Below are 10963 nucleotides of genomic sequence, written 5' to 3' on the forward strand. Positions count from 1 at the left end.
TGAGTTACCTCAGTAGATGTGTTCTCTTTCTTTACTTATTTTAACATAGTTCGGTTTTTTGGCGCCGACCTACTTAGCCACTCCTGATCAGCATTTTCATCACCACCAAAGGAAGCTAGGGATGGAGCAAGGCGGTGAGCCTTTTTCATCCAGACATCTTCAGGTGTTAAAGTTAACATCACCAAAAATCCCCCGCTACAGCACTACCGTAACGGAGGATTTTTGTCAACCTACAAAATCAACTTTCTTGCAGTTTGTTATTAGCTTCTGTCAATAGCAGCCACAGGCTCAAAACTCGGAACCACAATCTCACCATTCTGCTTAGTCAACTGGTTGTACAGTCTTTCAGTATTCGGGAAATTCGCAGCCGGCAGAGTCGGGAAGCGACGGTAAGGAACAGTATCCTCCCCAAACGCCTCGGCATATTCAACGCTGTTCAACATCGCGTTGATAAAGCCCTTAATCCCTTTACTTGCCAAGATTTGGTTGTAGGTCCGAATCTCCGCTTGATTGCGGGGAGCGCGGCCCAAGAAGTGCTTCGTTCCCAACTCAATCACCTTAGTATTGGGATAAGGTGCGTAGAACTGTTTGACGTACAGCGAGGAACAACCTAAACCTTCAATGAACTCCTTGAGATTGATTTCATTGTTGCCAAGTTTGCTTTCCAGCGCCGTGAATTCATTCTTCACAACGTAGGGATTCAAGTCGCGTTCAAAAACTTGACGGTAAGCAGCTTGAATTAAAGTTTTCAAAGCTACCTTGTCCGAAGTAGTCGTCAGCTTGAACACCTTAGTTTGTTCGCGCCGCTTGCTGACACCTTGAGCGAGGCTATTTTGTAACTCGAAATCGCCCCGATCGAGCGCAGTGCCGAGTTCGATAAACCGAGGAGTTTCTGGCGTCTGAGCTTGGACATTTTGCTCAGCGACGGAACCCGATCGCATCGTCCGCATCGACAAACCACCGGGAGTTACATAGCGCTCGTAGGGAACTGTATCTTCCCCGAAAGCTTCGTTGTACTCCGTGCTGTCCATGATGCTATCGACCAGCGCGTAGAAACCCTTCTTGGCGCAAATGTCAAAGTAAGCGTTCATTTCCTGGCGGCCATAGGTAGGGCGTCCCAGGAGTCGGCGGTGAATGTACTCGATCGCCTTACAAACGTAAAGCTTGCTCCAGTACATATTGCGGAACACGTCCGACTTCGCCAACATCCGAATAAACTCGCGCATCGGAATCTCGCCGTTTTCCAGCTTAATTTCCGCTACCTTTTGGCGCTGGCCGTCGAACACGTCGCGACCAAACACTTGCAGGTAAGCTGCCCGAATCACAGCTTGGGTGGAACTTTCGGTATATTTGACGCTGGAAGCATTGCTGTAGCTGCTGGAGGCACCGCGGGCAGTTTTCTTGGAAGCAACATAGTTGCTCGGTAACTGGTCTAATTTAAAGACCTTGGGGCCCAGAGAACCAGGAGCAGCACCGCGAGCCGCCGGATTGCTCAACTGATTGTCAATCCCCGCACCTTGACGGATCAGGATACGGCGAGTGTCTTTGCCGAAGGGAGCCGGACGGCTCTTGGGGTTGCGAGTTTCTTTCGGGAAAATCGCGCCAAACTGAATTTCTAAGGGGTCATTGCCAACACCGTAAACGTGCTGGTCTGGCAGAGGCTGGTTGTAGCCGGCAAACAAGGTGATGAACTGAGGAACCTTGCGGAACGGAGCGCTGAAATTGAACAAATCAATTTGCGGGCCCCAGTTGCGACACTCCTGAGCTTCTTGGCCCAAACCGCGCAGGTAAGGCACTGTTTCTTCGCCGAAGTAATCGGAATATTCTTGCGAATAGACCATCGCGTCTACGAGGGCTGGCAGGCCGCCTTTGCTGACGATCGCAAAATACTTGCTAAATTCCTCCCGCGAGCTCAAACCGCGGCCGAGGAAGTGGCGGGCGGCAAGTTCTACAGCGCGGCTGTTGACAAACGGCTCGTAGAATTGCTGACGGTACAGAGGAGATTTACCAAGGCGGCGAATAAACTCTTTCATCGAGATTTCGCCATTTTTGACCTTGGATTCCAAGTCAGAAATGCTTTGGCTATATGCGCGGCTAATGTCGCGCTCGAATACTTGGCGGTAAGCTGCTTTGATTACTTCCAGCTTTTCGGCCGAAGACAGACCGGTTTTCATGACGAATTTCGATCGTCGCTCGGCTGCGTTGAAGTAGATTTGAGGCAGTTGCAAGCCTTGCTGGTCGTTGCTTTCGCGCTGCCGCACCTTGTCTGAAGGTGTGGGAGCTTTGAATTCGGTAATTGCTACGTCGAAATACTGTCCGACGATCGCACTTGCCTCTGCATTGTTTCGGAAATAGCCCAAAGATGCTGCCTTCATTTCCTGCATTGCTACAATTGTGGCCGCCGAAGAGCAAGCATTTTCGATGATTTCCCGCAATCCACGCACGTTCACCGAAATAATGTTCGGGTCGCCAGCTACGATCGCGTAGGTGATGTAGCGCAAAAACCAGCTCAAGTCGCGCAGAGATTTGGTCATGTTGCCCGGGCCGTAGCGCGAGACATTGATCGGCTGAAATCCTGCTGGGATTGGGCCGCTGTAGCCGCCACCGTTGCCAGAAAATAGATTTCCCAGCCCCAAGAAACCGCCGCCACCGCCGTTGCCGCCAGAGCGGCTTTCTACGTAGGTGACATTTCCCAGTTTCATGCCTTCAGAGACATTCGCCGTACCGCCGCGAGCCGCCCCTGCTACAGCCATCGCAGGTTCTTGTGGTCTTTCCAAAAATGCCAGCGGGGAACCGCCGGTAAAAATCCGGTTGGCTGCGCGGGATACTATCAGTTCCGAGTTTTGGGTCAGCGTCGCAGAGATATCGATCCGAAGAGCCCCGGAACTGAAATAACTTGCCAGTTCGCTGAGTTCACCCCGCTGTAGGAAGCGGTCTTGCTGTTCTGCTTGCGAAATAGTTGCGACCGGTACAGTTTGATATAGTTGCGGACGCGCAACCGAGCTTCCACCACTTGCCTTTACAGTCATTAGACTCCTTAGCTCCCTATCTAAATCGTTGTAGCATTTACCCAGACTAACGCTGCCTTCTCATGCAGGTCAAAGTAGGTATTTTTGCTTTGTTTACTTTTTGCCTTTACCTGTCACGAGGTTCGGGCGCGCTTACTTTCTTAGATTAAAATGTTTTGGTTTCATCTTTCTGCCTGCGGGGAAATGTCCGATCCGAAGGCAGGCACGGGGTACTCCCTCCGCTGCGATCCGCCGGCATACCCGTGGAAAAAAAGACTCGGCAGGAGAGTTGCCTTTGGGGAATTGCAGCAAGTGCCGTCAATTAAGGGAAAAGAAAATCAAAAATTTTCTTCTGCCTGTTTCAGGGCCTCTTGCTCTGTTGAAAGACGCCTCCGCTTTACCCGACAGTTCAGCGGTGGGTTATTGACAGTCCTTGTTTGTTAAAAAGCCTGTCGAGATTTATTGTATAGATTTAAGAGAGCTTATATGAGAAAAAATGATAAGTTTTATTACGCAGAAGCTGTCAGGGCTTGGCTATCAGGGATTAGCCGATCGCCCGATCCCTCTGTTTGAGGCTTGCCCAACGCCAGCGAAGCGACAATTTTGTTGCGAGTAACGCAGCAACAGAAGTGCATGGCCTAGCGCTGTTACCCCGTAGCTACTGACAACCAATCTCAAAACTCACGCACTATTACCTCACCTATGGATACTACGCCTGATATCAGCGCTGCCGTGCGGCGGCTTTACGATACTTTTCCTTTCCCGCCCGATCCTTTGTCAGATGAACCGCCCCCTGGGTACAACTGGCGCTGGAGTTGGCCTGATGCTTACAATTTTTGCACCGGGCAAAAGCCGCCAAAACTCGATATTCGGATTTTAGATGCTGGCTGTGGCACTGGTTCGAGCACGGATTATCTGATTCACCTCAATCCTGAAGCTTCGGTGACGGCGATCGACCTGAGTGAAGGTGCTTTGAAGGTAGCACAAGAACGCTGTCGGCGATCCGGGGCGCGCGAAGCTGATTTTCGCCACCTCAGCCTGTACGATGCCGCCGAGTTAGAGGGCGAGTTTGATTTGATTAACTGCGTGGGCGTGCTGCACCACTTACCCGATCCGATCCGGGGCATTCAAGCGCTGGCGGCGAAGTTGGCCGAGGGCGGTTTGATGCACATTTTTGTGTATGCTGAGCTCGGACGCTGGGAAATTCAACTCATGCAAAGGGCGATCGCACTTCTTCAAGGCCCCCAAAAAGGTGACTATCCCGATGGTGTGAAAGTAGGTCGTCAAATCTTTGCTTCTTTACCAGAAAACAACCGTCTTGTCAAGTACGAAAAACAGCGTTGGGCAGGAGAAAATCAGCGGGACGAATGTTTTGCTGATATGTACGTTCACCCGCAGGAAATTGACTACAATATTGAGACTTTGTTCGAGTTAATTGACGCTTCGGGATTGGAATTTATTGGTTTTTCAAATCCGGGATATTGGCAGTTAGAAAGACTTTTGGGGAAAGCGCCGGAATTGATAGAAAGAGCTCGGGGTTTGACGGAACGGGAGCTTTATCGATTAATTGAATTGTTGGATACGGAAATCACTCATTACGAGTTTTTCTTGGGCAAAAAGCCTGTTAATAAAATTGATTGGTCGGACGATAAGGCACTTTTGGCAGCAATTCCAGAGTTGAGTAGTTGTATGCACGGTTGGCCTAGTCAACAAGTGTTTGATTGCAACTACCAATTGATCAATTTGTCAAGTGCGGAATTTGAGTTTTTGCAAGGTTGCAATACCAGAACTGTGGGAGATATTTTGGCGGATGTGGAGATGGGATTGGATGAAGTGCGATCGATCTTGTCAAAACAGCTAATTTTGCTAACACCGTGCGATCGGATATAACAATCGACAACAGGGGAATTGAGGAAACGGCAATGCCGTTTCCCTACCCCAAAATAATTGATCGATCCCCCTCACAACAGATGTAACCATCGCCAGATTAACTGTAGGGAAACGGCACTGCCGTGTCCTGATTGTGGGTAACTTCCCGTAAAATCCCAAATCCCAAATGGATTGACACAGGCCCCCGTCTGCGGCTACGCTTTGAAGTGAGAGGTTGCTTTGCTTGTAGAGGAAGTAGCCCGCGTCGCCCAAAAATCTAGTTGCACTGCCCAAAGCTGCTGGTAACAGCAATGGACAGCATAACCGCCAAACTGATATCAGCAGTCTGGAGGCTAACGGAGTATGATAACACTCTCTGTAGCCGCCCTGCTATGTGTTGAAATGCGGGGCGGCTGGGTTTTTGGGTTTTTCTAGAAAACCCAAAACCAGGAGAACATAATTATGTCACAGGAATTCTTGCCTGACGACAACAAATTTGCTCGGCCAAATGACGACTCAGCAGCAGAATCGGAACAGGATGTGGTTTGTGTAACGGTGACAGGTTCGCCCCAGGGTGTCAGGGAAACCATACTCACCTTGTACCGCCTGGGATTTGCCGAAGTCGGCGATTGGAGTCCCGTACAGCGTGCAGCTAATCCGAAGCAAGTGATGAGTGTGCTGATTCGCCGTCGGAAGCGCAAAGCGTAGGTGTTTGCTCGTTCCCAGGCTAAGGCCTGGGAACACATTCCATGAACATCTGCCTCCTGTTTTTGTTTTTATCAGCTAGCGAGGCAGAGCCTCTGGATCTCGGTTCCCAGGCCTTAGCCTGGGAACCAGTTAATTGAGCGGATACGATAAAACTATATGTAAATAGAGTTTATGAGTTGGCAGGCAATCTTATGTTCAAAAATCTTGTGATTGGTCTAATCTTCACTGCCGAAGTTTTTTTACCTTCTTTTTCTGATGAAAGCATCGCTACCCCATTGCTCAAAGTTCAAAATTCCGACCCATATCCGGCGGCTGACAAAAATGGAGACTACCACATTGTTAACGGAAATAGTGGAGTCATGCCTTTTGTGTGGGAAGCCGTAGATCCAGAAGGTTTGAATGTTCGCTGCGAAGATAGAACAGGTGATAGTAACCAAATGGATATACTTAATTCGCCCGTTAATAGGGTTATACCAAATGGAGAAAAATTTGATGCTGTTGGAATTTTTCTTGACCGACGGGGGAAACCTTGGCTATGGGTTGGAAGTCATTCTATGGGCAGGTATCGCTGCTGGGTCAGAGCTAATAAGAATTATGTACAACCATTTCAAAGAATTAATCGCAACATGGAATAGCGTTTTTAACTAAGGATACCTCTGAAAAAACCCGCTTCACTATGTGTGTGGCAGGTTTGTATTTGGTTCACCACAATTTTACTATTTCCCCGCCTAAGCCCTGTAACCCTTACAACAAATATCAGGCACGTTACTTTACTAAATCAGGAAACGGTAATAACCTGATTTACAGCCTCAAACACCTATAAAAACAAGCTAGGCGGGGATACTCACATTTCCCCGCCTAAGCCCTGTAAACCTTGAGTATTCTATAAATCAAATCTCTGTAACTGATGTTTCAAGACCTGTATTACCTTTCTTAATACTTACAAGATAATTATTTTTATTAGCAGGTATAATTCGCTTAGCTGGTAATATATCATCACCCAATTTATAAACAAAAATATTTAATTCACAATCATGTGGTTCCAAAAAATTAACATCACTTATTTCAAAAACTTTGATATTGTTATTGTCCAATGTTATATCTTCAATATTACCATCTCGATAAATTACTTTCACCCGAACAGATTCACCATAAGTGTTGGCAACTTGTACAGTTCTGGAAGTCATGTTTTTATTTCGTTAATAGAGAGTAGATAAAATATATCATAATACATCAACTATTTATATAAATACCACTTAAACCCGCTACCGTCAGGTGGTGGCGGGTTTTGCTTTTAAAAAAAGTGTGAGGTTATCACTCACACCTGTGACGCAAAAAAGCTAGGGGGGAAAACGGATATTTCCCATCCTAGCGCTTGAAACTGTTACGGCAAGATGGTAGGGTAAAGTTTACTCTACATAACAGGTTTTTAAAATAGATTTATTACTGAGATTCTGATTGCTGGCTGGCAATCTTTAATCCTTGGTGAACACCTATGCCTATTAACCCTGCTACTGCCAAAACACCAGCTAAGTAGGTAGGCGCTGTAAAACACAATTATGTTAAGGATTGTAAAGTATCCAAATGCCCTAAGCGTGGCTAAGTTAGCCCTGTTGACATATTGTTACATAGATCGGTTTAATCCCGCTTACCTACTTATAGGCAAAGCTACTGTTGTAGTTGTGGTAAAACCGAGAACTCCAAGAATCCCAGGAGCCGAAGAAGTAATTGTAGCAATTGTCACAGAACCTGTCCCAGTAGCTGCCGCTGCACTGGTAATAGCACCCACAATTTTCAAATCATCCATAGCTCTTCCCTAAGATATCTAAAATCATTAATTGAAAAACGCTTTCTTGAGTCCGTATACTGCTAAACCGACAACAGCACCAGCAGCAACAACGGGTGCTGCACCAATTGCAACAGCCGTTCCGCCAACTGCTAAACCCATCCCACCTACTGCACCAGCTACGGTTGCTCCAGCCGCAGCACCACCAGCTACATACCCAACTACCTCTGTTTTATCTTCAGAGTCATCTTTATGATTAGACATTTATCATTTCTCCAAAAGAAAGGGATTACAAGTCCTTATTGCATATTCAACCTTTTTCAATTCAGTGTCTACCGAAAAAATACTTAAACATCAACTCTTTACATAAAGACCTGTACCAGCCTCTCCGACATCTCCAACCGCTCCGACCTGCCACCGCTCCCACCGCTCCGACATCTGAAAACTGATATGTAATGACTAAGCCGCTAGACCCTGCGACCGCTCTGACCGTGCCAGCCTCTCGAACCGTGCCAGCCGTTCCTGTGGTGCAATTCTACCAGTGCCAGCCGTGCCACACATCCAATCTCCCCAAAACCCTCTAGACTGCCCTAAATGGTGCATTTTTCACACTTGCCAGTGCCAGCCGTCCGATCGCCTCTCACCTGGTCACAGTCGATCGCCTCGGAGTCATCCGATCGCCCTGTTGAATCTGGCAATTTGAAGGGGTAACGACAGCCGAAAAAAATTACCGCCTCAAAAAAACACCTAGCCACAGGCGCAAATTTTATCCTTCAACCCGATTCAAATTCCAGTCATAGGGCAAAAAAACGATCGCCCATCCATCACCCACAGCCGCCTCCGGCCCCAAATAACCGCCGACATACTCAGCCACCGAACCCGCCGCCTTTACAAAATCCTCGCCGTACCACTTAAAAATCTTGCTCAAATAAAGCGTCTTTTTCTGGGCATCATATCGCACCTTATCAGGATTGTGAATAAAACGGCTCGCATCTGCTTCTAGTTGAGTCCGTACCGACTCCGGGAAATAAGCCCCCCGGCGCAGCAGCGGGCACCCGACTGAAGCGCAAACTAATGCAAAATGGATGCGCGGTTCCGCAAATTCCGGCCGCAAAATTGCGTGTTCGATTTGATTGAGACTGTACTTTTTGCCGCCAATAATCACATTTGAACGAGTGAAAAAATCCAAAAAACTCAGCCAGTTGGGAATTCCCAAAACTTTGGGACGGATCGACGCGATCGGATATACTTCTAGAACTTGAGAAATTGCGATCGCATTGTACGTATTCAGCCACAACGCCAGCCGCGCATCCGCATCAGTACAATCCGCCAAATCCAAATCCGCCAAACTTTCCAGCCACGCCCTCAAAACATCGGCCCCCTCAGCTTTCCAGCCCCGATAATTGACGCAGCCGAAATCGTCAACGTAGCGTTGCAGCAACTCGTCCCAAATCGTAAAGTCGATCGTACCGATCATTTATTACTATCCATAATATAAGGCGGGCATAGCTTTAACTTCTGCTTCTATTTAATACTACAGTCAACCGAAATAACACCTACAACGGTAGTATTTTTTAAATTAACCCCGTCAAACGGGCTCTGGATTAAATTAACTTGAGTCAAATTAGCGCCTTGTAAATTAGCTTGCCACAAACAAGACCCGCTCAAATTTGCCCCCGATAAATTAGCTTGCCTAAAATTTGCTTCTCTCAAATCTGCCCCTGGCAAATCCGCATTTGCTAAACTCGCCTTCCCCAGGGAATGCCGATAAAATCCCCGCCCGGACACTGGTTAGTTTACCACAACTAATTGACTTGCTGTGGCTTAGGTGCAATCACTGGTGTAGCGAACCAGAAAATCATTCCCCATGAAACTGCTCCCTAAGTTACAGATTTCCTGCTCTTTACATTCTACAATCTTAAAAGATTCTTATTTTCAATTTCAACGGGGATCGGTTTCTTCCGGCACAACACCCCTCTCACTTTGAGCTGCAATTTTTTTAATTCCCCTTACCTTCCTAACAAATTATGACGGAACAAACCGACTTTTTCGATAAACTGTTAGCGGCTGTTGAAACCAATCAAAGTTTGCTGTATTTAGCCCTCGATCCCGACCCAGAAACCTTGCCCCCGCAGGTTTCCATGACAGGGGAAGAGACTCAAACTTTTGTAACTGATTTGTTGGCAAAGCTAAAAAGTGCGATCGACCAAACAGCAGATTTAATTTGTGCTTGCAAAATTACCCTCGGTTTTTACCAATCTCTCGGTATTCCCGGTTGGGCATTGCTGCAAGAAATTTTAACAATTATTCCCCCTCACCTGCCAGTAATTTTAGATGCCAAACACTGCGATTTAAATACCAGCACAGTGTTTGCCAAAATTGTATTTCAAGACTGGCGAGTTGACGCTATTACTTTAAGTCCCTATCCCGGATTCGACCAAGTAGCGCCTTTTTTGTTATACGCTGGAAAAACTGTTTTTGTCCTCTGTGCCACCGCCAACCCGTCAGCGGCGGCTGTGCAAGAATACCCGACGCCAAACAACCCTTTTTACTTGCAATTAGTCCGACTCTCTCAAACTTGGGGAACTCCCGAAAAAGTCGGTTTAGAAGTAGGAATATTACCGGATATGTTAGCTCGCATCCGCAAAGAGGCTCCTGAACGCCTAATTTTAGTCGAAGGAGACATCCCCGTAGAAAATGACCTCACAGAAGAAAACGACCTCGCACAACTGCTGGCGGCCGGTTTAAGCACAAATGGTGACGGTTTGCTGCTGCCCGTCCCCCCAAGTTTATTAGCGGGAAAAGAGCCGCGCCGAGAAATTGAGAAATTGCGGGATAGTATTAATAAACAGAGGCTGCGGGCGATCGAAGGTAGTCCCACTTGCGAACTGTGGCTGCCCGATGTTTGCTTTTTGCAACCGGAACCTCACCGCGATTTAATCTTGCAACTTTATGACATCGGCTGCGTAGTTTTTGGCGACCACGTACAAGCATCGGGCGCCATATTTCCATATTACATCGACTTGCGGAAAATTATCTCAATTCCGCAGATTTTCCATCAAATTGTCAGCGCTTATGCAGACATTCTCAAGGATTTAAAATTCGATCGCATTGCGGGAATTCCCTACGGTTCTTTACCCACAGCAACCGGTTTAGCATTGCGGATGGAACGCCCGATGATTTTCCCGCGCAAGGAGGTGAAAACATACGGGGCGGGGAAATTAATCGAGGGGCATTTTCATCCAGGAGAAACGATTGTCGTAGTCGATGATATTTTGATTAGCGGCAAAAGCGTGATGGAAGGCGCGGCTAAGTTAAAATCTGCTGGCTTGAATGTGGAAGATATCGTGGTATTAATCGACCACGAACAGGGAGTCAAAGATAAGATGCAGGCCAACGGTTATCGCGCACATTCTGTGTTAGCGCTTTCGGAAATAGCTGAAGTTTTGTATCGAGCAAATCGCATAGATACCGAGCAATTCAATCTTTTGACGGCGGAACATTAAACCCCAATTCCTGTAGATACTGTCTTGACCTGTCAAGGGGTAGCAGTCAAATAATTGGGGTCGAAAGGCTTTTGGGATTTTAAAAT

The 10963-nt window shown here is 47.2% G+C and carries 11 protein-coding genes; 5 read left to right on the forward strand and 6 right to left on the reverse strand.

The features are described 5' to 3' along the window. Nucleotides 1-260: 260 nt before the first annotated feature. Nucleotides 261-3029 carry a phycobilisome rod-core linker polypeptide gene (locus tag QUA77_RS27400; RefSeq protein WP_333453732.1) on the reverse strand — a complete coding sequence of 923 codons (2769 nt, stop codon included), beginning with the start codon at nucleotides 3027-3029 and terminating at the stop codon, nucleotides 261-263. Between the two features lie 681 nt (nucleotides 3030-3710). On the opposite strand from QUA77_RS27400, the gene QUA77_RS27405 reads away from it, so the two are divergent. The 3 genes from QUA77_RS27405 to QUA77_RS27415 all read left to right on the forward strand — a co-directional run bounded on the left by QUA77_RS27405 (nucleotide 3711) and on the right by QUA77_RS27415 (nucleotide 6220). After that, nucleotides 3711-4898: a class I SAM-dependent methyltransferase gene (locus QUA77_RS27405; RefSeq protein ID WP_333453734.1), complete on the forward strand. Its 1188-nt coding sequence runs from the start codon at nucleotides 3711-3713 to the stop codon at nucleotides 4896-4898. 441 nt (nucleotides 4899-5339) lie between these two features. Beyond that, a complete protein-coding gene (locus tag QUA77_RS27410; protein ID WP_333295821.1) occupies nucleotides 5340-5585 on the forward strand; it encodes a hypothetical protein in 246 nt (81 codons plus the stop codon). Nucleotides 5586-5776: 191 nt separating this feature from the next. After that, nucleotides 5777-6220, forward strand: a complete 444-nt coding sequence (locus tag QUA77_RS27415) for a hypothetical protein (RefSeq protein WP_333453735.1) — start codon at nucleotides 5777-5779, stop codon at nucleotides 6218-6220. A gap of 255 nt (nucleotides 6221-6475) precedes the next feature. Here the strand turns inward: QUA77_RS27415 and QUA77_RS27420 are convergent, their stop codons facing one another. The 3 genes from QUA77_RS27420 to QUA77_RS27430 all read right to left on the reverse strand — a co-directional run bounded on the left by QUA77_RS27420 (nucleotide 6476) and on the right by QUA77_RS27430 (nucleotide 7635). Further along, nucleotides 6476-6772, reverse strand: a complete 297-nt coding sequence (locus QUA77_RS27420) for a hypothetical protein (protein WP_333453737.1) — start codon at nucleotides 6770-6772, stop codon at nucleotides 6476-6478. A gap of 461 nt (nucleotides 6773-7233) precedes the next feature. Then, nucleotides 7234-7392 carry a hypothetical protein gene (locus QUA77_RS27425; RefSeq protein WP_333453739.1) on the reverse strand — a complete coding sequence of 53 codons (159 nt, stop codon included), beginning with the start codon at nucleotides 7390-7392 and terminating at the stop codon, nucleotides 7234-7236. Between the two features lie 27 nt (nucleotides 7393-7419). Beyond that, nucleotides 7420-7635 (reverse strand): hypothetical protein, encoded by a 216-nt coding sequence (locus QUA77_RS27430; protein ID WP_293331375.1) that lies wholly within the window; start codon nucleotides 7633-7635, stop codon nucleotides 7420-7422. A gap of 286 nt (nucleotides 7636-7921) precedes the next feature. Here QUA77_RS27430 and QUA77_RS27435 point away from each other — a divergent pair, with 286 nt between their 5' ends. After that, complete coding sequence (locus tag QUA77_RS27435; RefSeq protein WP_333453742.1) at nucleotides 7922-8074, forward strand: hypothetical protein; 153 nt, start codon at nucleotides 7922-7924, stop codon at nucleotides 8072-8074. A 63-nt stretch (nucleotides 8075-8137) separates the two neighbouring features. On the opposite strand, the gene QUA77_RS27440 is transcribed toward QUA77_RS27435, so the two are convergent. Both QUA77_RS27440 and QUA77_RS27445 read right to left on the reverse strand, forming a co-directional pair. Further along, complete coding sequence (locus QUA77_RS27440; RefSeq protein WP_333453744.1) at nucleotides 8138-8848, reverse strand: DUF547 domain-containing protein; 711 nt, start codon at nucleotides 8846-8848, stop codon at nucleotides 8138-8140. A gap of 47 nt (nucleotides 8849-8895) precedes the next feature. Beyond that, nucleotides 8896-9159: a pentapeptide repeat-containing protein gene (locus QUA77_RS27445; protein WP_333453746.1), complete on the reverse strand. Its 264-nt coding sequence runs from the start codon at nucleotides 9157-9159 to the stop codon at nucleotides 8896-8898. 239 nt (nucleotides 9160-9398) lie between these two features. Between QUA77_RS27445 and QUA77_RS27450 the strand changes: the two genes are divergently transcribed. Then, on the forward strand, nucleotides 9399-10877 hold the full coding sequence (locus QUA77_RS27450; RefSeq protein WP_333453748.1) for a bifunctional orotidine-5'-phosphate decarboxylase/orotate phosphoribosyltransferase: 1479 nt from the start codon (nucleotides 9399-9401) through the stop codon (nucleotides 10875-10877). Nucleotides 10878-10963: the final 86 nt, after the last annotated feature.

Source organism: Microcoleus sp. K5-D4 (assembly GCF_036704575.1).
Taxonomy (GTDB): Bacteria; Cyanobacteriota; Cyanobacteriia; order Cyanobacteriales; family Microcoleaceae; genus Microcoleus.

Excerpts from the sequence above, each read along its gene's own strand:
- QUA77_RS27400 (WP_333453732.1), bottom strand. The coding sequence starts at position 3,029 with ATGACTGTAAAGGCAAGTGGTGGAAGCTCGGTTGCGCGTCCGCAACTA.
- QUA77_RS27430 (WP_293331375.1), bottom strand. The coding sequence starts at position 7,635 with ATGTCTAATCATAAAGATGACTCTGAAGATAAAACAGAGGTAGTTGGG.
- QUA77_RS27410 (WP_333295821.1), top strand. The coding sequence starts at position 5,340 with ATGTCACAGGAATTCTTGCCTGACGACAACAAATTTGCTCGGCCAAAT.
- QUA77_RS27420 (WP_333453737.1), bottom strand. The coding sequence starts at position 6,772 with ATGACTTCCAGAACTGTACAAGTTGCCAACACTTATGGTGAATCTGTT.
- QUA77_RS27405 (WP_333453734.1), top strand. The coding sequence starts at position 3,711 with ATGGATACTACGCCTGATATCAGCGCTGCCGTGCGGCGGCTTTACGAT.
- QUA77_RS27425 (WP_333453739.1), bottom strand. The coding sequence starts at position 7,392 with ATGGATGATTTGAAAATTGTGGGTGCTATTACCAGTGCAGCGGCAGCT.
- QUA77_RS27415 (WP_333453735.1), top strand. The coding sequence starts at position 5,777 with ATGTTCAAAAATCTTGTGATTGGTCTAATCTTCACTGCCGAAGTTTTT.
- QUA77_RS27450 (WP_333453748.1), top strand. The coding sequence starts at position 9,399 with ATGACGGAACAAACCGACTTTTTCGATAAACTGTTAGCGGCTGTTGAA.
- QUA77_RS27440 (WP_333453744.1), bottom strand. The coding sequence starts at position 8,848 with ATGATCGGTACGATCGACTTTACGATTTGGGACGAGTTGCTGCAACGC.